17 protein-coding genes are annotated in these 21521 nt (G+C 69.6%); 2 read left to right on the forward strand and 15 right to left on the reverse strand.

Translation table 11 applies throughout. The features are described from left to right. Positions 1–97: 97 nt before the first annotated feature. Complete coding sequence (locus BM362_RS37275; protein WP_167545584.1) at positions 98–2371, forward strand: LuxR C-terminal-related transcriptional regulator; 2274 nt, start codon at positions 98–100, stop codon at positions 2369–2371. On the opposite strand, the gene BM362_RS37280 is transcribed toward BM362_RS37275, so the two are convergent. The 11 genes from BM362_RS37280 to BM362_RS37330 form a co-directional block, all read right to left on the reverse strand. Next, positions 2368–2661, reverse strand: coding sequence for a hypothetical protein (locus BM362_RS37280; RefSeq protein WP_067581893.1), 294 nt, complete (start codon positions 2659–2661; stop codon positions 2368–2370). The two genes, BM362_RS37275 and BM362_RS37280, sit on opposite strands and share 4 nt — an antisense overlap. Then, complete coding sequence (locus tag BM362_RS37285; RefSeq protein WP_232791658.1) at positions 2658–4082, reverse strand: amidase; 1425 nt, start codon at positions 4080–4082, stop codon at positions 2658–2660. Before BM362_RS37285 ends, BM362_RS37280 begins: the two co-directional genes overlap by 4 nt. Then, a complete protein-coding gene (locus BM362_RS37290; RefSeq protein ID WP_067581897.1) occupies positions 4082–4489 on the reverse strand; it encodes a YybH family protein in 408 nt (135 codons plus the stop codon). The genes BM362_RS37285 and BM362_RS37290 overlap by 1 nt, the downstream gene beginning before the upstream one ends. Beyond that, positions 4489–5652, reverse strand: a complete 1164-nt coding sequence (locus BM362_RS37295) for an LLM class flavin-dependent oxidoreductase (RefSeq protein ID WP_093576355.1) — start codon at positions 5650–5652, stop codon at positions 4489–4491. The genes BM362_RS37290 and BM362_RS37295 overlap by 1 nt, the downstream gene beginning before the upstream one ends. Before the next feature lie 6 nt (positions 5653–5658). Beyond that, a complete protein-coding gene (locus BM362_RS37300; RefSeq protein WP_093576356.1) occupies positions 5659–7221 on the reverse strand; it encodes a class I adenylate-forming enzyme family protein in 1563 nt (520 codons plus the stop codon). A 7-nt stretch (positions 7222–7228) separates the two neighbouring features. Next, positions 7229–8590, reverse strand: coding sequence for an aspartate aminotransferase family protein (locus BM362_RS37305; RefSeq protein WP_093576357.1), 1362 nt, complete (start codon positions 8588–8590; stop codon positions 7229–7231). After that, positions 8587–9597 carry a 3,4-dihydroxy-2-butanone-4-phosphate synthase gene (locus BM362_RS37310; protein ID WP_093576358.1) on the reverse strand — a complete coding sequence of 337 codons (1011 nt, stop codon included), beginning with the start codon at positions 9595–9597 and terminating at the stop codon, positions 8587–8589. The genes BM362_RS37305 and BM362_RS37310 overlap by 4 nt, the downstream gene beginning before the upstream one ends. A 78-nt stretch (positions 9598–9675) precedes the next feature. Beyond that, positions 9676–10677, reverse strand: a complete 1002-nt coding sequence (locus BM362_RS37315; protein ID WP_067581910.1) for a phosphotransferase enzyme family protein — start codon at positions 10675–10677, stop codon at positions 9676–9678. A 1840-nt stretch (positions 10678–12517) separates the two neighbouring features. Further along, positions 12518–14080 (reverse strand): class I adenylate-forming enzyme family protein, encoded by a 1563-nt coding sequence (locus BM362_RS37320; RefSeq protein ID WP_244287409.1) that lies wholly within the window; start codon positions 14078–14080, stop codon positions 12518–12520. Then, on the reverse strand, positions 14077–14895 hold the full coding sequence (locus tag BM362_RS37325) for an SDR family NAD(P)-dependent oxidoreductase (RefSeq protein ID WP_067581912.1): 819 nt from the start codon (positions 14893–14895) through the stop codon (positions 14077–14079). The genes BM362_RS37320 and BM362_RS37325 overlap by 4 nt, the downstream gene beginning before the upstream one ends. A gap of 10 nt (positions 14896–14905) precedes the next feature. Then, on the reverse strand, positions 14906–15709 hold the full coding sequence (locus BM362_RS37330; protein ID WP_067581917.1) for a class II aldolase/adducin family protein: 804 nt from the start codon (positions 15707–15709) through the stop codon (positions 14906–14908). 141 nt (positions 15710–15850) lie between these two features. On the opposite strand from BM362_RS37330, the gene BM362_RS37335 reads away from it, so the two are divergent. Beyond that, positions 15851–16450 carry a TetR/AcrR family transcriptional regulator gene (locus BM362_RS37335; protein ID WP_143132602.1) on the forward strand — a complete coding sequence of 200 codons (600 nt, stop codon included), beginning with the start codon at positions 15851–15853 and terminating at the stop codon, positions 16448–16450. Here the strand turns inward: BM362_RS37335 and BM362_RS37340 are convergent. Genes BM362_RS37340 through BM362_RS37355 form a run of 4 tightly spaced genes read right to left on the reverse strand, consistent with a single transcriptional unit; the run spans position 16439 to position 21486 of the window. Then, entirely contained in the window at positions 16439–17626 is a 1188-nt protein-coding gene (locus tag BM362_RS37340; RefSeq protein WP_067582363.1) for a M20 metallopeptidase family protein, read from the reverse strand. The genes BM362_RS37335 and BM362_RS37340 overlap by 12 nt on opposite strands. Continuing rightward, complete coding sequence (locus tag BM362_RS37345; protein ID WP_093576361.1) at positions 17623–19185, reverse strand: aldehyde dehydrogenase family protein; 1563 nt, start codon at positions 19183–19185, stop codon at positions 17623–17625. Before BM362_RS37345 ends, BM362_RS37340 begins: the two co-directional genes overlap by 4 nt. Next, complete coding sequence (locus BM362_RS37350; protein WP_208865455.1) at positions 19185–20135, reverse strand: NAD(P)-dependent oxidoreductase; 951 nt, start codon at positions 20133–20135, stop codon at positions 19185–19187. Before BM362_RS37350 ends, BM362_RS37345 begins: the two co-directional genes overlap by 1 nt. 25 nt (positions 20136–20160) lie before the next feature. Continuing rightward, positions 20161–21486: a DUF3100 domain-containing protein gene (locus BM362_RS37355; protein ID WP_167545585.1), complete on the reverse strand. Its 1326-nt coding sequence runs from the start codon at positions 21484–21486 to the stop codon at positions 20161–20163. Between the last annotated feature and the right edge of the window lie 35 nt (positions 21487–21521).

The raw sequence follows: 21521 nt of genomic DNA on the forward strand, positions 1-21521 counted from the left end.
TCGGCCCGCCAACGCACAGTGCGGCCCGCCCGGCCCGGCCTACACTGTCGGCACTCACCATGTCCACGGGGCGACGAAGCCCCGAAGGAGGATGCAGGTGCGCGGAAACCTCCCTGCCGATATCACGACCTTCGTGGGCCGTGGTGCCGAGGTACGCGAGATCCGGCGGCTGATGCGGCAATCCCGCATGGTCACCTTGATCGGCGTCGGCGGGGTCGGCAAGACGCGGCTCGCCCGTGCCGTCGCCGCCGACCTCGGACGGGCGTTCGACGCCGGGGTGTGGCTCGTCGATCTGACGCCGTTGACCAGTCCGGACCTCCTTGAGAGTGCCATCCGCGATGTCCTGCCCGCCGCGCCGGGGACCGGAGCACTGTGGGAACAGATCGGGCGGCGCGGCCTCCTGCTCGAGCTGGACAACTGCGACCACCTCGCGTCGGAAGTGGGGCCGGTGATCACCGAACTGCTGCTCCGGTGCCCCGGGATGCGCGCGCTGATCACCAGCCGGTCGTCGCTCGGGGTCAGCGGCGAGCAGGTGTACGAGGTCGCTCCGCTCGGGGTGCGGGCCACCGGTGCCGAGCTGTCCGAGGCGGCCACGCTGTTCCGTGACCGAGTCCGCGCGCTCGACAGCACCACCACGGTCGATTTCGCCGCACCCGAGGTCACCGAACTCTGCAGCAGGCTCGACGGTCTCCCGCTGGCCATCGAACTCGCCGCGCTGCGCACCCGCGCACTGTCGATCACCGAAATCCTTGACGGGCTGCAAGCGCGGTTCGACCTGCTCGACGGCGGGCCGCGCGACCTTCCCCCGCACCACCAGAGCCTGCGTGCCCTGCTGGAATGGAGCTGGGACCAGTGCTCGCCGGCCGAACAGCGCCTCTGGTCGCGGCTCGCGGTGTTCAGCGGCTCGGCACCGCTGGACGCAGTGCTCGCGGTCGCCGACCTGGACCGGCGGAAAGGCATCCGCCTGGTCGAGTCGCTGGTGCGACGTTCGGTGCTGCAGCACCTCCAGGCCGGCGATGCTTCGCGGTACCGGATGCTCGACACCGTTCGCGAGTTCGGCGCGCTGATGCTGCAGGACGCCACCGAGGAACTGCGCCTTCGCCACGCGGCTTACTACCTGGCCTTGGCCGACGAGGCCTCCACCGCCTGGTTCGGCCCGGAGGAGCAGTCGATCGGCGCCCGCGTCAAGACCGAGATCGCGAACATCCGCACTGCGCTCGACACCGCACTCGCCGATCGCCGCCACTGCGAACAAGCAGCGCGAACGGTTGCGGCATTGTGGTTCTACTGGCTGGGCTGCGGCGACATCGACGAAGGCACGTTGTGGTGCGACAAGACCGCGGCGGCACTCGGCCGGTTCGGCCTCCCGGCACCGTCGCCGTTCCTGTGGGTACGCGGGTGGCTCCAGCTCGTCGCAGGCGACACCGGCACCGCGCGGCGAAGCCTGACCGGTTGCCTGGAAGCCGCGAAGCGTGAGGGCGACACCCGCAATGCCGCATACGCCCAGGCGTTTCTGGGCGCCCTGCACGGTTTCGCCGGCGACTACGCCGCATTCGGTTCGTGTTACCAGGAGGCGATCGGATCTGCCCGAGCAGTCGGAGACCACCTCGCCACCGCGATGTTCCTGGTGCACCAGGCGGAGATCCGGAGCCTGATCGGCGAACCCGAGATCGCCCTGCGGTTGTGTGCGCGGAGCGCGGAAATCTGTCAGGCACACGGGGACCGCTGGTGCCTCTGTTACACGTTGTGGGTGCGCGCGCTGTGCCACCACGTCACCGGCCAGGCCGCCGCCGCGCTGGAGCGGGCTTTGGCCGCGGCGAAGCTGGCGATGACCCTCGACGACCACCTTGCCGCCGTCCTGGTGTCCGAGGTGGCCGCGTGGTCCATGGTCGAGGACGATGCGAAGCGTTCAGCGGTCCTGCTGGCCGCGACCGCGCGCTACTGGACGATGTCCGGGAAGGTGCTGCTGGGATTCGACCGGCTCATCGGCCACCGGGAAGCGGCGCTGGCTGTGCTGGCGGAGAAACTCGCGCCCGCGCAAGCGGAGGAGGCGGCAGCGGCCGGCCGGGCTCTGGGGGACAGCGGCGCGCGGGCGATCCTCGCCGGGGCATTCGACGAACTCGCCCCCGCGCCCCCGGTTGTCCCGGGCGAGCCGGAGAAACCCAAACCGGACAACGGCTTTCTCGAACTTCTCAGCGCCAGGGAACGGGAAGTGGCGGTGCTCGTGAGCGAGGGCAAGACCAATCAGCAGATCGCCCACGAGCTGATCATCGGCCGCCGCACCATCGACACGCATGTGTCGAACATCCTGGCCAAGTGCGGGCTGCGGCGACGGGCCGAGATCGCCGCGCTCGTTTCGTCTTCGTCCTAACCGGACGACGAAGGTCCGAAGTGGACGCGGACCCAGTCGCCCGCGACCCAGCCGCGCGTCGCGGCGTAGGCGATCATCCCGTCGAACCCGGCCCGCCACTCGTCCTCGCCGGGTCCCAGTGCGCGCAGCACGGCTACCTTGAGCCAGCAGTGATCACCTGCGTAGGTGCCCGCTCCCGACTCCTCCAGCGCTGATGACAGCTCCTCGGGAGACAGGTCGCTGGTGGCGGAGAGGCGGCGAAGATCGCCGGTTTCCCGTACCGCCAAGTGCTTGCCGATCACGACTTTCATCGCTGGTCCTCCTCGACGTGGACGGCCGGGCGGCGCCCGGCCCACGGCAGCGCCTGCTCCAGCTGCGCGGCGGTCCGGAGCAGAAGGTCCTCGCGGTACAGGTCCGCGCTGAGCTGCACTCCCAGCGGAAGCCCGTCCCCGGTCTGCGCGAGCGGCAACGTGACGGCCGGTCCTCCGGTGACGTTCGAAATCGCGCAGGTGGGATGCGACACCACGCATCGGCGTACCCATTCGGCCGCCGAGCAGCGTGGGTCGTCCGCATCGATCTCCCCGATCGCGGGCGCCGGAGCGGTCGACGTCGGAGTGATCCACAGGTCCCAGTCCTGGTGGAACGAGCCGAGCGCGCGGCTCGCCGCGTTGTATCGGTCGAACGCGACGGCGAGGTCGACCGGGTTCAGCGCCCGGCCCGCCTCCGCGCAGGCGATCGTGGTGGCCTCGAACAGATCCCGGTCCGCCCCGGAGTTCAGCAGGGGAATCACCGCCGCTGCCGTACCGGCGCACCAGGTGGTGGTGAGTGCGGCCAGAAAGGCTTCCCAGTCGACCCCGGGACTGGCTTCCGCCACCACATGGCCCAGCCCGGCGAGCGTGGCCGCGGCCAGCTCGACGGCGGCTCGCACGTCCGGTGCGGCTTCCCGCCCTTCGGCCGCAACGGCGATGCGCAGCCGGCGCGGCGAGGGATGCGCTATCTCGTCCCGATACGGCCTCGCCGGTGCGGGAGCCCCGTACTTTTCGCCCGGAGCGTTGCCCTGCACGAGATCGAGCAGATGCGCGGAGTCACGCACGGTGCGCGTCACCGCGAACTCCACGACGTTGCCGTACATCAGTTCTTGCTGCCCCGGGCCGAGCGGGACCCGGCCCCTGCTCGGCTTCAGTCCGACGAGACCGGTGTGCGCGGCCGGGATGCGGATCGATCCGGCTCCGTCGTTCGCGTGCGCGACGGGAACGACACCGGCCGCCACGAGCGCTGCCGAGCCGCCGCTGGAACCACCCGGAGTCCGGCCGAGGTTCCAGGGGTTGCGCGCCGGTCCCCGCCACTTCTGGCCCGCGACGACGCTGAGCCCGAACTCGGGGGTTTTCGTCGTCCCGAGCAGACCCAGCCCGGCCGCGCGGAACCGGTGCATGAGCGTGGAATCCGCCTCGGCGGGCGCGGTCTGGGCCAGTGCCGCGCTCCCGCCGTGCCCGCGCACTCCGGCCGCCGCGATCAGCAGGTCCTTGATGACGAACGGAACGCCGGCGAACTCGCCGTCCGGCTGTGGCGGACGCTCGAACGGGCCCTCGGTGAAAGCCGCGAGCCGCGGTTCGAGCGCGGCAGCCGCCTCGAGCGCGGCCTGCCACACTTCGGCCGCGGTGACCTGGCCGGCCCTGATCAGGCCGGCCAGGCCCACCGCGTCGCGCGAGCTGTACTCCTGCGGTGACAGCATCAGTACCCGGTCCCGGTTCCCCGGGAATCCCCGGCGGCGGTCCAGACGTCCCGGTGCATCCGCCAAGCGCCGTCGGCGTCGAGCCGGTGCACGATGAGGTAGTTGCTGCGCCGCACGGAATCGCCGGCGGCGGTGCGGAACGTGCCCGCGGCCCGTCCTTCCTCGACGGCGAGGCGCCCGTCGCACCTGAGTTCGACCACCTCCACCTCCTGCCGGACGAACCCCGCGTCGAGCCAGCCGGTGAACGCCTGCTCGATCGCCGCGCGGCCCCGCACTACCGCTCCGTCCGGCAGCAGGAGAGCCCCGTCCGCGGTGTAGAGCGAAGCGAACAGCGCCGCGTCCCGCTGATCGATGCTGCGCACCACGGCCGCGTGGACCTCCGCCAGTTCCTCGCGCGAATACGTCATCAGACCGCGCCCTCCGCGGCGGCCTTCTCGTAGCTGGCCGTCTGCCGCGGGTCGCCCGGGAGCAGCCCGACCGGGCCCGAGCGCACGACGCCTGCCGGGTTGGCGAAGTAAGGGATCACGTGGCGGCCCAGGTGCTCGATCGTCTGCATGATCTCGTCGTGGGTGCCGCCGTCGATGCGGAGCACGATCTCGTCGGCTCCGGCCGCCTCGTGGCGCTGGACCTGCTTGACGACGTACTCGGGGTCACCGACGAGGATGGTGGGGGTGTTGTCCCGCAGCCACTGCGGGTCCTCCACGTGCTCGCGCAGTTCCTTGATCCGCACGAATCCGCCGTACTGCTCCGGTGACCGCTCGGCGAGCTGCACGTACACGTCGTTGATGATCATCCGGCCGAACTTCAGCAGGTCGTCCTCGGCGAGCGCGAGCGCCTCGTCGTTCGTCTTCGCGCACCGGGCGGTCATCACACTCGACGCCGCCGACTTCACCGCGTACTTGCCCACCGGAGCGACCTCGGATTCGGCGACCGCGTTGTAGGCGGCCAGGTACTTCTCCAGCGTTTCCCAGCCGAGGTAGAGGTCGGAGGTGATCATGCCCAGGCCGCGCCGCCGGGCGTCCGCGGCCGATTCCGCCGACTGGCAGATTTTGTACAGCGGCGGATGCGGTTCCTGCACGCCTTTCGGGGTCAGCCGCCGTTCCGGGATCGAGCCCCAGTACTTTCCTTCGTGGCTGAAGGTGTCGTTGCTCAGCGCGTTCACGATGAGGTCCAGCGCCTCCTCGGAACGGTCCTTCGTCTCTTCCAGCGAAACTCCGAATGCGTCCAGCTGCAGCAGCGTGTTGCCCCGGGCGGTCGTGAGTTCCATCCGGCCGCGGGAGAAGATGTCCACAGTGGCCAGTTGCTCGGCGACGAGGATCGGATGGACCACCGGGAGCAGGCGGCTCATGTGCCGCAACCGGATGCGGCTGGTGTTGAGCGCGACCGCGGTGAAGAGGCATTCGACCGACGGGGTGACCGCGATGTCGTTGAAGAAATGGTGCTCGGACGTCCCCCATCCGTGAAAGCCCATCTCCTCGGCGAAGACGGCTTCCTCGATCATGTCGAAGTAACGCCGGCGGTGTGTGTTCCCCGGCTGGGTCCCGCACTCGGACAACATGACGAAACGCATGGCAAGTCAACTCTCTTTCCTGGACGGGCCACTTGATCTGGTCGAGCATTCCCCGGCGCCGGGCACGGCGGATCCGCACTCCTGCCGAGAGGGTTGCCGACTTCCGAGTTCATCGCGTACCTGGCGGCGAACGACCTTTCCGTACGCGTTCTTGGGGAGTTCGGCGACGAACTCGATTCGCTTCGGTTTCTTGAAACTCGCGATGCTCTCGCGGCACCACGCCATCAGCTCGCCTGCCTCCACGGCGGACGAAGACACGACCGCGGCGGCGACCGACTCGCCCCAGTGCGGATCCGGCTCGCCGAACACGCACGCCTCCCTGACCGCCGGGTGCCGCAGCAGGGCCTCTTCGACCTCCCTCGGGTAGATGTTGCTGCCGCCGGAGATGATCACGTCGTTCCGGCGGGACAACAGGTAGAGCCTGCCGTTCTCGAAACGCCCGACATCGCCGGTGTGCAGCCAGCCGCCGCGCAAAGCCGCGGCGGTGGCCGCGGTGTCGTTCCAATAGCCGAGCATGACTACGTCACCGCGCACGCACACTTCGCCTTCGGCGCCCTCCGGCAGCGGCATTCCCGTCTCGTCCACCATGCGGACCTCGACGTCGGTGCGGGCGATTCCGGTCGACGACAACGCTTTCCCGCGATGGTCTTGCGGGCGCAGGTAGGTGATCGTCATCGGCGCCTCGCCCTGACCGTAGAGCTGGACGAAAATCGGGCCGAAGCGATCGATGGCCGCTTGCGCGAGGCTCGGGTCCATCGGTGCGCCGCCGTAGATGATCCGTCGCAGCGTCGACGGCGCGGTTTTCGCGTCGAGCAACCGGTGGATCATGGTCGGCGCCAGGAAGGCGATGACCGTGACTTGTTCGCGTTCGATCGTGGCGAGCACGTCTGCGGGAACGAAGGAAGTGCCCGGGCAGACATGATTTCTCGCCCCGCGCGCGATCGACGGCAGGGCGTACAAACCGGACCCATGGGACAGCGGGGCGACGTGCAGGACGACGTCTTCGGGCTGGAAGTCGCACATGTCGGCCAGCGCGTTCATCGTGCTGGCACACAGGTTCCGGTGCGAGAGCATCGCGCCCTTCGGGCGGCCGGTGGTGCCTGAGGTGTAGAAGAGCCACGCCAGGTCGTCCGGATCCGCTTCCGCATCGGCGAACCCGTGCGCGTCGCCGGTCGCGACGATCTCGGCGAAGGAGCCCGGACCCGTCCGGCCGACGGCGATCCGTGCCACCTGCGCCGGCGGGCCCGGCGGCTCGTCGACCACGACCGCCCGTGCGCCGGAATGGTCGAGGATGTAGGCGAGTTCGGCCGGGTGGAGCTTGGCGTTCACCGGAACAGCCACGAACCCGCCCTTGAGGAGGCCGAACAGGATCGGGAAGTATTCGGCCCGGTTCGGCAGAAAAAGGGCGATGCGATCGCCGCGCCGGTATCCCCGGCGACGGAGACCGTCGGCGAAGGCCGCGGCCTGCGCGTCGAGTTCGGCGTAGGTCAGCGTGGCGCCACCGCCGTCGACCGCGATCCGGGCGGGATGCGCCCGTGCGGCCTTGGTCAAGAACGTTCCGACGTTCACGGCTGGTTCACCGCGGCCGGGCGAGCACGGAGTCCAGCCGGTCGACGACGTCCGCCGCGTCCTTGGCGGTCAGGCACAGCGGAGGAACGAGCCGCAGCACGTTCGCGTGCGCGCCGGCCTTCGTGACGATCACCGAATCGGCGATTTCGTCGGCGATGGCGTGCACGAGTTCGGTGGCGGGTTCCTTCGTGTCCCGGTCTTTCACCAGCTCCATGCCGATCATCAGGCCGCGGCCGCGCACGTCGCCGATGACCTCGTACCGGGTCTGGAGTTCGCGGAACATGTCCATCGCCTGCGCGCCGACGATCCGCGCGTTCTCCTGCAGCCCACCGTGTTCCAGCGCGGCCAGCACCCCGCGGCCGGCCGCGCAGCAGGTGGGATTCGACCCCATGGTGCTCATGAACGTGCGGCCGGTCATGGCCTCGGCGATGTCCCGCCGGGCGATCACCGCCGACAGCGGGAACCCGTTGCCGATGCCCTTCGCCATCACCACCATGTCCGGGACGACACCGTGCTCGGTGAACCCGAAGAAATGTGCGCCGGTGCGGCCGACCGCGGTCTGCACTTCATCGGCGATCACGACGCCGCCGAGTTCTCGGGCGAGGGCGCTGGTCTGCCGGACGTATTCGGTCGGCATCGGGATGACGCCGCCGTAACCCTGGATGGGCTCGAAGATGTAGGCGGCGAGTTCGCCGTTCGTGGAAGCCGCGATACTCGATCGGAATTCCGCCAGGTACGGGTCGACGCCGGGTCCGTGAATGCCGCGGTACTGGTCGGGGTTGGTAACATGGATTATTCCGGACGCACTCGGAATTTTCTGGTGGAAGCGGGCGATCGAGGTTGTCGCGTTCGCCGTCGCCCCGACCGCTCCGTGGTAGGCCGAGCGAAGGGCGACGACGGCGTGCCGCTGGGTGTAATTGCGTGCCATCATCAGGGCGAGGTCGACTGCTTCGGTGCCGCTGCTCAGGAAATGGACCACCCAATCGCCGGGGGGCATTTTGCCCACCAGCGCTTTGGCCAGCGAAGCGGGCCCGGGGTGCATCCACATCGTGGAACAGTGCTGCATGTCTTCGAGTTGCTCGCGGACCGCGGCCTGCACATACGGGCTGCGGTAGCCGGCGCTGATGGCCTGGTTCATCGCGACGGTATCGATGTAGCGATTGCCGTCGCTGTCGAAGAGGTACTGGCCCAGCCCGCTTTTGAACAGAACAGGCTTCGTTGTCGCCTGAAAGGTCTTCAGCACCGGGGTGAGGTAGGTTTCCCGGTCGGCCAACGCGGTGCGGTAATCCCATTCGAGCGGAGGAAGTGTTTCCAGAATTTCGGCTTCGGGGAGTGCGGTCGCGCCGGGCGGCACGGGGGAGTCGGTCATGCTTCTTCTCCTGCGGGTTCACGTCGGCGGATTGCGGTGGCTTCGATCTCGATTTCCGCGCCGAGGGCGAGTCGCGGAACACCGATCGTCGAGCGGGTCGGGTACGGGTCGGCGAAGAATTCGCGGTAGACCTGGTTGAATTCGTCGTACCCGGCGAAATCGGCGAGGAACACCCGAGTCTGCACCACGTCCCTCAGGCCGGCGCCGCTGGCCGCCAGCAACGTCGCGATGTTTTCGAGGCAGATCCGGGTCTGCGGCCCGATTCCGGGTACGACAGCACCAGCCCCGTCGATGCCGATCTGGCCGGACGTGATCACGAGGTCGCCCACCCGGATGGCATTGCTGAGCGGCGCCCTGGCCAGGAACCCGTGCGGTCTCTGCACATTCCACTCGCCGCGCGAAGCGGCGCGATCGATTCCCATGGTTTCCTCCATTTCGATGACCGGCAGGCCGTACTCGTGCGCGAAGTCCGCGAGAAACTCGGGTTGGGGCAGGGACCCGTCGGCGGCGACCAGTTCGCACAGCACGGCAACCGGCGCGGCTCCGGCCAGCCGGCACAGTTCGACGGCTGCCTCGGGCGCCTGCGCCGGGCCGGTTCGCCGGGTCCGGATCGGCATGACGTGGCCGGGACGGCAGAAGCCGTCCGGCGTGGTGTCCGGCTCGGCGAGCAAGCGCAGGGTCCGCGCGCGATCGCGGGCCGAAATCCCGGTTCCGACACCGGTGCTGGCGTCGACCGACACGGCGAACTCCGGCCCGCCGCGGTCCTGCCGGTGCGGGACCATGGGCGGCAGTGCCAAGCGGTCGGCCCGCTCCGGCGGCATGGCCGCGCAGAGGAACCCGGACGTGTGCCGCACGAAGAACGAGATCCTTCGCCAGTCGGCGAATCCGGCAGCCATGGTCAGGTACCCGGTGCCGCCGGCGACGAGCACGGCTGTTCCTCCTCGGGCGAGTTCGTCCACGACGGTGGACAGGCCAACGAGCGGCAAGCAGTCCGAGTGGTTCACCATGGCAACCTCGTCCTCGCGGCGGATCGGAACCGGTGCCCACCACTCTGGCGGTCGTTCGGCCGCACCGGATCGGTCCAACTACCGACTGCGATACGGACTCGGCGTCAGGAACTCGCCCGCCAGGTATGCCTCGGCCAGCGCACACGTGCCACGAGTGAAGCCCGCGCCCAGTTCGGCGGCTTCGGCCGCGTACTCGTGGTGCGAGCCGATCCATCCCACCAGCAGCAGCCGGCGGAACATGACCAGCGTGGGAACCATCGCGAGGTCGTCCGCCGAAACCGCGCGACAGCGCGCGTATCCGTCGAGCCACGCGGCCGTCCATTCGGGCAGCCGGGAGTCGTCCTCGATGAAGCTCACGGAGGTGGCGAAGTCGTACAGGTACCAGGAATAGCCGCAGTCGTCGAAGTCGATGACCTGGACGCGGTCGCCGTCGACGAGGAGGTTCGCCGGGCGCAAATCGTTGTGTGCGAGGCCGAACCGGTCCCGCCCGGTGCCGTAGTCCGCGAGCCGCCCGGCGATTTCGCCGTCCAGCCGGGCCAGCAGGTCGCGCTCCGGCCGCCCGATGCCCAGTCCCTCCTGCCAGCGGCCCCACCTCGCCTGCGGGCCGAGCGCGGTGTCGTAATCGCAGGTGTAGCGGTCAAACGACGACGGCGGCCGCCAGCGAGACCCATGCGCATGCAGCTTGGCCGCGATGCTGCCGAGCACGCGATACCCGGGTACCAGGTCACCGCCCGGGTCGGGCGCCCGGCCAGGCAACCACTCGAACGCCACCGCATGCCTCGCCCGTCCCCGCGCGTCGACGACTGTGACGACCCGAGCACCGTCCCGCGCGCGAACCGGCCGCGGCGGCTCGGCTGCACCGTCCTCGCGGAGCGCGTCCATCCAGCACAGCTCGGACTCGATCGCCGCCTCGGAGTGGTAATCGGGCCGGTGGACGCGCAGTGCGACCGACCGTCCGGTCCTCCGGTCGTCCACCCGATAGGTCAGGTTTTCGGAAACGTTGACAAGCGTGACAGCTTCGGGAGAAAAATCGTACTGTTCGAGCGCGGCCGCGGCCACCGCGTCCAGTTCCGTTCTCATGCCGTCAAATCTGACCGGCGTCTCCGCGCGACGGCTCCGTGCGACTGCCGACTCGGATACTGATCGCCCGCTCTCCCGCGTCGATCGTGGTGAGCGCTGCCTCGCCCGGCGGTCGCGCGGGGGCGGCTGGATTGCCGAGCTCTCGGCGATCGGGCCCGCGCGGCGGGTCTGCCGGATTCTCCGCGGACGCGGGCAGGGCCAGTTCACGAGTCGGCGGCAAACCGCTCTGGCCGATCAGGGTTTTCGCGGAGCGGGACGAAACAGAACTCGCTGGGGCCGATCCCGTGGACGTCGCCGTCACGAGGAACATTACGACCCCAGGCTGAACGGGACGACCATCGCACGCAAGCGCTTACGGCCACCGCCTCCCACCGGATCACGCCCCGCTGCTCGTCCAACGCCGACCGGCATCAGCCAACACGGACCAGCGCCGGATCGTTCCCGTGCCGCGGGCCCGGCACGCGCGCCTCCCGAAGGAAACTTTCGCCTCGCCAACAGTACGAGTGACGTGCGGCTCGGACTGCCAACCGGCTCAAACCCCGGCGACGGCGCGATCACTGAAAGCGCTCCCGAAACGATCGAATAGTTACCAGTCGAAACAGCCGGCCATGGAAGAGCCAGATCGGATATACGAGGAGCAAATAGGTTCCCAAAGGCGGTCAACCCAGGTCGGTCCTCGATTGGGCTCCGGTACTCACGGAGCACCCGATACGCCGCGGCCCAGCCCGGTGTCAATGCCCGGGAAAATGCGGCCTGGCCCGCGCTGGTTAGCCCTCGGCAGCACCATGTGACACATGTCGGCACGGTAAGCCCGGGAGTAAGGCGCGAATATCGAGTTCCGGTGCGTGCTGGGCAGTCCCGTGCACTGCCGATCTGTGCCGGTGAAGGTCAGTGCGTTTGAGTGTCGCTGGCTGCCGTGCGGTGCCGGGTGCTTTGCCGATACTGGGGACTTCGAGCCCATCGGCTGGCCGATAAAGGGGCCGGAGACGCCGAGGAGGACGGATCCCGCCAAGATGCCTGCGCCAGGTTCAGGCCCCTCGTGCGCCGGGGGCGCGTCGAGGCGGCTGCTCGATGCTTGAGCACGTCAGGCTGGCGGCGAAATGTGCTCAACATAGAGCGGCATCGCGCACGGCAGCCGCCCGTGCGTACCCCGCTACCCGCCCGGTGGTGCAGCGGGGCTGGAACTTGTCGGTGGGCTCGTCCGGGAAACCGCGCGACCGTGCGAGGAATGCTTGCCGCGGCGCGGGAGTTCCCTGTCCTCTCGCGCGAGCTTTAACCGCGCGACAAGCGCCCAGCCGGAGTATTGCTCGGCCACCGCGCCCTCTGGCACGGCGCGACGTGCCCGCGAGGTTACGGATCGAGCCGTGGAGGACCAGGCGCAGCCCTCCGCCGCTCGGCGTCGAGAAAGAACACCGCGCTGGCAAAGCTCGTCGGAGCCTCGAACCGCACCCACTGTCCGGAGCGGGGTCCCGGCTCGCCGAACCGTCTCGGTGCCCGGTCCCGACGTGTCGAGCAGTGCGACCGCCGCCGCGAGGCCCGGCGAGCGCGGCAAAAACCGTGTCGACAGCTCCCGCGCACTTGTTCGTGTCCCGCGCTGCTCGCGCCGAGTGCGCCGATCCGCGCCCGGCGCCGAGTTGCGCGGAAGCCCAGTCGGGCCGCCGCTGTCGGCAAACTGCTCGATCTGCCGCACTCCGGCTCAAATCGGCGCCTGGCTGGCCGAAAGCGTGAGGATCCCCGAAATAGCCGCGACGCAGGACCGTCGTTTCACCGCGTTGACCGGTCGGCTACCGGCGGCGGACCTGACGTGCTGGCGCGTGGACCTCGCGGGGTCGCTCCCGCCTCAATCGGTTACTGCCCTTCCGCTCTCGCCGATCTGGAATCGCCGGACCTTGCCGACGCTGGTTCGCGGCAGTTCGGCGATCACGTGCCAGGCGCGGGGCCGTGCGGCGGGCGGCAGGTTGTCCGCGGCCCATTCGGCCAACGCGCCGACGTCCGGCGGAGACAGCGCGTCTGCCGGCACCACGTACGCGACCGGCACCTGGTCCCGGATCGGGTCCCGCTGGGCGACGACTGCGGCTTCCAGCACCTTCGGCGCTTGGGCCAGCACGGACTCGACCTCGGACAGGCTCACGTTCTCGCCGGCGACCTTGATGACGTCGTCGGCTCGGCCCACGAAGCGCAGTTCACCGGTTGCGGCGTCGCGGCCCACCAGGTCGCCGGTGCGGAACCAGCTGGTGCCGTCGGGCAGATCGGTGAAGCTGCGGCCGGTCGTGGCGGGATCGTCGAGGTAGCCGGCGAAAAGGTCCCGGCCGCGAACTCCACGCACCAGGAGCATTCCCGGCACACCGTCGCCCACCGGTTTTCCCGTCCCCGCGTCGGCGACGGCGATCTCGCGCCCGGCGAGTGGTCCGCCGATGATGTCGTGCCGGGCGGGCAGGCTGGTGTCGGCCGTGACGGCGGCGACTGTTTCGGTCATGCCGTAGAGCTGACGCGGCCGGCATCCGGCGATCTCGCTGAACCGCTGATGATGGTCGCGCCCGAGGCTCTGGGCGAACCAGACGTGCCGAAGATGCAATCGCGGCGGCTCGGCGCCGCACCGGGCCAGGATCATCCTGATGGGCGCAGCGAACAGGCTCGCATGCGTTGCCCGCAGCTCACGGGCTTGCCGCACCCAGCGCGACGCGGAGAAGGCGTGCGTGAGCGCGACACTCGCGCCGGCCGAGATCGCCGGCGCGAAGCAGTAATACTGGGCGTTGGCGTGAAACAGCGGCAAGGTGACCAGCCACCGGTGCTCGGATCGCAGCGCTGCCGCCGCCGCCATCGTCTCGGCGACCGTGGAGTAATTCTCTTGGCTGAGAACGACCCCCTTGGGCTCGGACGTCGTGCCCGAGGTGAACATCACCGCGAGCCGGTCCGCCGGCTTGATCCCGCCTGCTGCCCCGGTGATCGGCGGTCCGGCGACGAGTGCACCACCGTCGCCGACGTCGCCGACGTTCTCCCGCAGTTCGATGAGGTGGGGCAGCGCTTCGCCGGCCCCTCGGCGATACCGGTCCGCTCTCGCGGCGGCACACACTCCGGCCACCGGGCGGGTACGGCGGATCTGGACAGCGATGTCTCGCGGGCTCGACGCGGGGTCCGCTGGCACCAGCCACGCGCCGAGGCGGGCAACGGCCAGCCAGACGGCGAGAAAGCCCGGGCAGTTGCGCAACACGACATGCACCGAAGCACCGGGAACGACACCGAGCGTACGCAGGGTGCCCGCAGTACGGGCGACGATCGCATCGAATTCGGCATAGGTCCAGGCAGTGGTGCCGGTTTCGTCCTGGAACAGCAGGAAGGTCGCGGGACCGGCACGCCGGACGGTGCGCGACCAATGCTCGTGGAAGGTGCTCAGGTGCTTCACTGCTTCTCCTTGGCCGGGTCCAGCCGGTTGCCGAAATCCATCCAATGCGCGGTGGCGGTCCACCCGGCGTCGACCGGCAGGCTCACGCCGGTGATCGCGGCGGCGTCGTCGCCGAGCAGGAAGCTCACCGCCGCCGCGACTTCGCTCGGCTCGACCAGCCGGGCGAGTGCGGTGTGCGCGACGAGGCCGGCCGCGTCCCGGGTGCCGAGAGCGAGCTTCCGGCGCATGGCCGGGGTCGTCGTGAATCCGGGAGCCACGCCGTTCACCCGGATGCCATAGCGGCCGAGATCGCCTGCCGCCAGCACAGTCGCCGCCGCCAGTGCTGCTTTGGCGGGCGCGTAAGCGTGCAACGGGAGCGGACGGTGCGCGTTGATCGACGTGATGTTGACGATCGCGCCGCCGCCGGCATCGATCAGCAGCGGCGCGAATGCCTGCGTGCACCGCTGCGCTCCGAAGTAGTTGACCTCCCACACTCGCCGCGCGGTTTGCGCGTTCTGCGCCACCAACGGTTCGACGTCCTGGAGCACACCGGCGACATTGACGAGGCCCGCCAGTTCAGGGCCGGTCGAGCGCAGCCGCGCGGCGGCGAGATCCACTGCCGCGCCGTCGCTCACATCCAGAACCATCGGATGGACCCGGTCCGGGAACTGCGCGGCCTCCGGGGTGGCGCCGACCTGATCGAGATCGGCGGCAAGGACCGTCCAGCCGTCAGCGGCCAGCCGCACCGCGACGGCGTGGCCGATGCCGCCCGCGGCACCGGTCACGAGCACGGCGTGCCCCGCGGCGCGCCGGGCGTCCTGAGTCTCGGGCTTCATCGGGCTGCGCTCAGTCCCGGCAGGAGGGATCGACGCGCTCCAGCTTGCGCAGCAGCGAGGGCCATTCGCGGTCCTCGGAGACACCGAGATCGTCGACCCACTGGCGGGTCGTCAGCTCGACAACCTCCGGATCGGGCACGCGCAGCGGACGGCCGGTGGCCTGGGCAAGCAGCTGCGCCCGCGCGGCCTTCTCCAGGTAGAACATCTCGGTGAAGGCGTGCCCGACGCTGCGGCCGACGGTCAGGGTGCCGTGGTTGCGCAGGATCAGCGCGGCGTTGTCCCCGAGATCGGCGATGAAGCGCCGCTGTTCGTCCATCGTGAGGGCGATCCCCTCGTAGTCGTGGTAACCGAGGCGGCCGCTGAAGCGCATGGCGTGCTGGCTCAACGGAAGCAGCCCCTCCTCCAGGATGCTCAGCGCCATCCCGGCTTCGGTGTGCAGATGCATCACGCAAGAGGCGTCGGCCCGCGCGCTGTGCACGGCGCCGTGAATGACGAAACCCGCGGCGTTGGGCCGATACGGGCTGTCGCCGACCACGTTGCCGTCGAGGTCGATCTTGACCAGGTTGCCCGCGGTGATCTCGTCGAATCCCAGCCCCAAGGGGTTCACCAGGAAGTGATGCCCGGCTCCGGGCACCCGCGCCGAGATGTGGGTGTAGATCAGATCGTCCCAGCCGAACAGCGCGCAGAGCCGGTAGGCCGACGCGAGGTCCCGGCGCACGGCGATCTCTGCCTCCGATGCCGGCCCGTCGCCGGCCACGCGGCTGACCGGGAGATCGAAGCGGGTGTAAGCACTCGTGCTCGTGGTGGATTTCATTCCGCCGCCTCCTAAGTTAACTGAACGTACAGTTCACTTTAGCTCGGCTGTCAAGCGACCGGGCGGGTCGCGGGGGAGCCGTCGCTGTAGTGCACTGTGTCCGGTGGAAATGCCCGTTGCGTTGATGTCGAGGTGCTGCCGATGTCCCGTCCTCCGGAAACCCCGAACGCCGGCCGGCGCGGCTCGGCGCGGCGCACGGCGCCGCGGGCGGAAGCGGCGATCCTGGACGCTGCCTACGAGCTCCTGCTGACGCGAGGGCTGGAGGCGACGACGGTCGAGGCGATCGCGCAGCGCGCGGGTGTCAGCAAGGTGACCGTCTACAAGTGGTGGCCCAACCGCGCCGCGGTGATCATGTCCGCGTTCCTCCGCAGGTCCGGCGAGGTTTTGCCCTATCCGGAGAACTTCACGCCGGCCCACGTCGAGGACCGGTTGCTGGCGATGGCCGAGGCGTTCCGCGGTGCGACTGGCAAGGTGGTCGCCGCGCTGATCGCCGAAGGGCAGTTCGACCCGGAAATCGCCGATGCTTTCCGGGAGGGCTATGTCAACGCGCGCCGCGAGGAAGGGATCGCGACCGTGCGGGCGGCGGCGAGGGCCGGGGTGATCCGGCCCGCCGACCCGGATGTCGTGCTCGATCTCCTCTATGCTCCGCTCTATTTTCGGCTGACGGTCGGCCATCGCCCGCTCACCGACGAGGCCGTGCGCGAGCACGTCGGCCTGGTGCTTCGGGCCTTAGCTCCCTGAGGCCAGCCGGTCGAACGCGAGCTGCGCCAGCAGCGCGGCGTGCAGCGGCAGGGTGCGGTCGGTGAACCGCGCTTGTGGCGAGTGGACGCCCGGGGCGGTGGCCGGGTCGAGATCCGGGGGAGTCGTACCCATGAACACCAGTGCTCCCGGGACCCTGGCCAGCACTTTCGAGAAGTCTTCGGAGCCCATCAACGCTGGGTGCGCGGGGTCGACGGCGTTGCGGCCGAGGACCCGGGACGCCGTTCGCACGGCGAACTCCGTCTCCGCCGGGTCGTTGCAGGTCACGGGATAGTGATCGGCGAACACCGAGCCGGCCTCCATCCCGTGGGCCCGGGCGATGTGCGACGCGAGGTCTTGGACCTGGGTGCGCAGTTGCCCGACCGCGTCCGCCGACAGCGCCCGGACGCTCGCCTCCAGCGTCGCGGAGCCCGGGATGACGTTGACCGCGTCGCCGGCTTGCAGGCGCGTGACCGACAGCACCACCGGATCGAACACCCGGTGCCGCCGCGTGACGTGAGATTGCAGTGCCAGCACGATTTCCGCGAGCACCGGCACGGGGTCGAGGGTGTCATGCGGCGCGGAGGCATGCCCGCCTGCTCCCCGCACGGTGATGCGCAACGTGCCCATGCCGGCCAGGATCGCGCCGGGCCGCGTCCACATCGTCCCCGCGCGCCCCGGCCCGACGTGGAGGGCGTAGGCCGCGACAGGAGGCGTCGCGGTGGTCTTGAGCAGCCCCTCGTCCAGCATGACTTGGGCCCCGTCGTGTCCTTCCTCGCCGGGCTGGAACATCAGCACGACCCGCCCCCGCAGCTGGGACCGCACCTCGGTGAGCAGCCGGGCGGCGCCCACGAGACCGGCCATGTGCAGATCGTGGCCGCAGGCGTGCATGCAGCCGTTGTCCGAGGCGAAGGGCTCTCCGCTGTCCTCGCCGATCGGCAATGCGTCCATGTCGGCGCGCAGCAGCACGGTCTCGCCGGGCAGCTGGCCCTCCACCACCGCCACCACCGACGTACAGGCCGAACCGGTGCGAATGGCGAGTCCCAGCCCGGACAACGCGTCCAGCAGCGCCGCCTGCGTCCGGGGCAGCCGCAACCCGACCTCCGGGACGGCATGGAGGTGGCGACGGAGCCGGACCAGGCCGGGAAGGTGCGGCTCCGCGCGCTCGACCAGATTCACCGCTGCCGGTCCAGAGACGGGAAGGCCGGCGCGGTCCGCTGGGTCGCCACCCATACGGCCTTGGACTGGGTGAATTCCTCGACCACGCCCCGGCCGCTGGCCCGGCCCCAGCCGGAGGACTTGAACCCGCCGAACGGGGCCGATGGATGGCCGACCTTGTAGCAGTTGACGTAGCACGTTCCGGCCTGGATCGCCGAGGCGAACCGGTGGGCACGGGCGACGTCGCGGGTCCAGACCGCACTCGCGAGGCCGAATTCGGTGCCGTTGGCACGGGCGAGCGCCTCGTTCTCGTCGGAGAACGTGTCGATCGCCAGTACCGGACCGAAGACCTCGGTGTGTTCCAGCGAGTGGTCCGCGGCGACCCCGTCGAGCAACACCGGCGTGCACCAGTTCCCGGTGCGCATCGGGCCGGTCGCGATGCCCGCGGGCAGCGGCAGGTCCGCAAGCTGCCGGGCGCCCTCGGCGACTCCGAGCGCGACGAGTTCCCGCACCCGCTCGTACTGTGCTCTGTGCACGATCGGGCCGAGTTCGGTCTCCGGATCGAGCGGGTCGCCCACCCGCAGTACCCGCGCCCCCGCCACGATCCGGTCGAGGAGCTTGTCCCGGATGCTGTCCTGCACGAGCAATCGTGAACCGGCCTGGCAGGACTGCCCGGTGCCGGAGAAGACGGCACTCAGCGCTCCCGCCGCGGCGTCGTCGAGGCCGGCATCGGCGAAGACCACGTTCGCGCTCTTTCCGCCGAGTTCGAGAATGCTCGGGATTCCAGCCGCGGCGGAGGCGGACGCGACCGCGCGCCCCGTGCCTACCGACCCGATGAACACGACCTTGCCGACCCGCCGATCGGTGGTGAGCGCGGCGCCGACGGTGGCGCCGAGCCCGGGAGCCGCGACGAAGGCGCCGAGCGGCAGCCCGGCCTCGTGCAGGATCTGGGCGAACCGGATCGTGCTCGCCGGGGTGAACTCACTCGGCTTCACCACCACCGCGTTGCCCGCGGCCAGCGCCGGCAGTCCGTTCGCGGCGGCAGTCAGCAGCGGCGCGTTCCACGGTGTCACGGCGACGATCACGCCGAAGGGCTGCAACAGGCTGTAGGCATGCCAGCTGCCGGCGCCGCCGAGGGTTTCCCCGTTGATGCGCTCGGCCCATCCCCCGTAGAACTTCAGCATCGTCACGACCGCACGCAGCTCCGCCGTCGTATCCCGCAAGGGCTTCCCGGTGGTCAAGGTCTCCAGCCGGGCCAGGTCACCGGCGCGGGCCTCGACCAGCTGTGCCGCGGTGCGCAGCGCGTCGGCGCGGCCGGCCGGACCCAGCGCCGTCCAGCGCGCGAACCCCTCGACCGCGGCGGCGAGCGCGAGGTCCGCGCCTTCCCGTCCGGGATCCGGCCACTCGGTCACCAGCGCGTGCGAGGTCGGGTCGTGCAACGGGAATCGGTCACCGCGTCCGGGATGGACCTGCTGCCCCGAGCAGATCCCGATCCCGCCGGGCACTTCCCGCTCCAGTGCGTGCCGGACCATCGCCGCCCGGTCGTCGCCGCTCAGCGGGCGGTCCACAGTGGAGGTCATCAGTCGTTGCCTTCCTGGTCGGGTGCGGCATCCGGGCGCAGAGCTGCCGAGGAGAGGCAGTCGGTCGCGCTCGTGAACGCCGAGGGCGCGAGATTGCAGTCCGTTTCCGGTCCGAGCTGGGCGAGAGCGCGGTCCCACGCTTGCTTGCTCGCGCTGAGCACGCTCGGCCGGGCGCCCGCCGCGGTCGCGACGTCGATCCCGAGCGCGACGTCGCGAGCCATGAGGCCGACGGTGAAGCCGCCGACGAGTTCTCCCTTGAGGATCGCGCCCTCGAAGTTGACCTGGCTCACCGCGCTCCGGCCGGATCCGGTGTTGAGCGCCGTCATCGCTTGCGGGAGGTCGATTCCATACGCCGCGAGCACGTCGACGGCCTCCGCGACGGAAGCAATGTTGACGGCGCACAACATGTTGTTCAGCAGTTTGACGATGTTCCCGGAACCGGCGGGCCCGAGATGACTCCACTGTTTCGTCAAGATCGACAGCACGGCGGCGGCGGAATCCACCGCGGCGTCGGTCCCGCCGGCGAATGCGGTGAGAGCGCCCGACCAGGCTCCGGTCCGGCCTCCGGACACCGGAGCGTCGACGAAGGCGACCCCCGCCTCCGCGCACCGGGCGGCCATTTCCCTGCTGGTACCGGGGTCCGAGGTGGTGGTATCGACGATCACCCGCGGTCGTGCGCCCTCCAGCAGTTCGGGCACCACGGACCGGACGGCGCCGGCGCCAGGCAGCGAAAGCACGACTTGCTCGGCGGCCAGCACCGGCAACTGTGCTACGCACCCGATGCCGTTGCCGCCCGCCTCGGCGACCGCGGCCGCGTCGAGGTCATAGCCGGTGACCCGCCATCCTGCTTGATCGAGGGTCACCGCCATGCCGAGCCCCATGTTCCCCAGCCCGACGACGCCGACGCTTGCGGTCTTCCCGGCGGGCAGGTTGTCCTGATTGCGGTACACAATGCTCCTTTGTGGATGGTCCGGGTCACCGGACGAACAGATCGGCGACGACCGCGGCCAGCAGGAATGTGGCGGTGAACGAGGTGAGAGCGACGAGCACGACGCGCCAGCTGAGCCTCTTGAGCGCGGCCCGCTCCTTGCCCAGCGACAGCCCGGCCAGCGCGAGCACCGGCGTCACCAGCGACAGGAAACTGATCCCCGAGACGAGTTCGGCGACGAGTCCGGAAACCGGGCTGAACGGTGCGGCCACCAGAATCCCGGTCACCACCGTGGTCGCCAGCACGGGAATCCTGGGCGCGATCTTGCTGAGCGCGAACGCTCCGTAGGTCACGAGGGCCAGCAGTACCAGCGCGAGAACCGTCTGCATGCTGATCTTGCCGGTGCTGATCGTGTTCGCCAGCCCCATCAGAACGACGAAAACCAGCAGAACGACAGGCATCCGCCGAAGATCCTTGGTCACGCTCACCTCGGATGCCGCCGGAGTCCGGCCGGCCGCCTCAGGGGTGGCGGGGTTTCTTCCCCCGCCGGTGCCTGCCGCGACGAGCGGGCCGTCGGCCACGAGGCGCTCGCGCACCCGGAACAGCCGGCACCACCAGCGATACATCCGCTCGGCGAGGGGCAGCGCCACGAAACAGGTGACGAAGGTGCCGATGGTTTGCGTCATCAGGTTCGAAGCCGAGGCGAAGGCGAGAATCTGGCTCTCCATCCCGGGATGCGAGGTCGCGATCGCCGCCGACGCCGCGGCCATCATCGAGCCGGAGCCGACACCCGCGCCCATCGCCAGTGCGAGCGGATGAAGCCAGCCGATCGAGCCGAGATATCCGGCGAGCACGGTGAGATACAGCGCGCCGAACACCGATCCGAAGACGTAAACCCCCAGCGTTCCACGGTATTCCGACGACGCGGCGCCGTAGCGTTCGGCGGTGTAGGCGAGATTCGCCTCCCGGTCGATGGAATAGGTCGCGCCGATCGACGCCCGGCCCATCCGCAGCACGACGGCGACCGGCAGCGCGAGGATCACCGTACCGAACAGATGCGCCACTTCCTGGAGAGCGAGGACCCAGGTCACGTCCTTCAGTTCGGTGAGCGAACCGCCGACGGTGACGCCGACGAGAACCAGGAAGACCATGATACCGACCGACACCAGGTCAAGCGCTTTCCGCTGCAGCTCGGCGGAAACGGGCCGGATCCGCTGAAAGCTGAGCGCGCCACCGAGCAGAATTGCCCAGATGATCGGGAAAAGAATTAATTTGCCGGGCCCGAGCGAAATCGACCGAGTGCCCACAATTTCGGCGAGCGCAGTGATGGCGGCGGCCACAAGAACAGTCGGTAAAAAGGCATTCTTGAGCATAAGACACCTCGCTGTACAAGGTAAATCGACGTGCC

It is taken from the genome of Amycolatopsis rubida, assembly GCF_900115345.1.
Lineage (GTDB): Bacteria > Actinomycetota > Actinomycetes > Mycobacteriales > Pseudonocardiaceae > Amycolatopsis > Amycolatopsis rubida.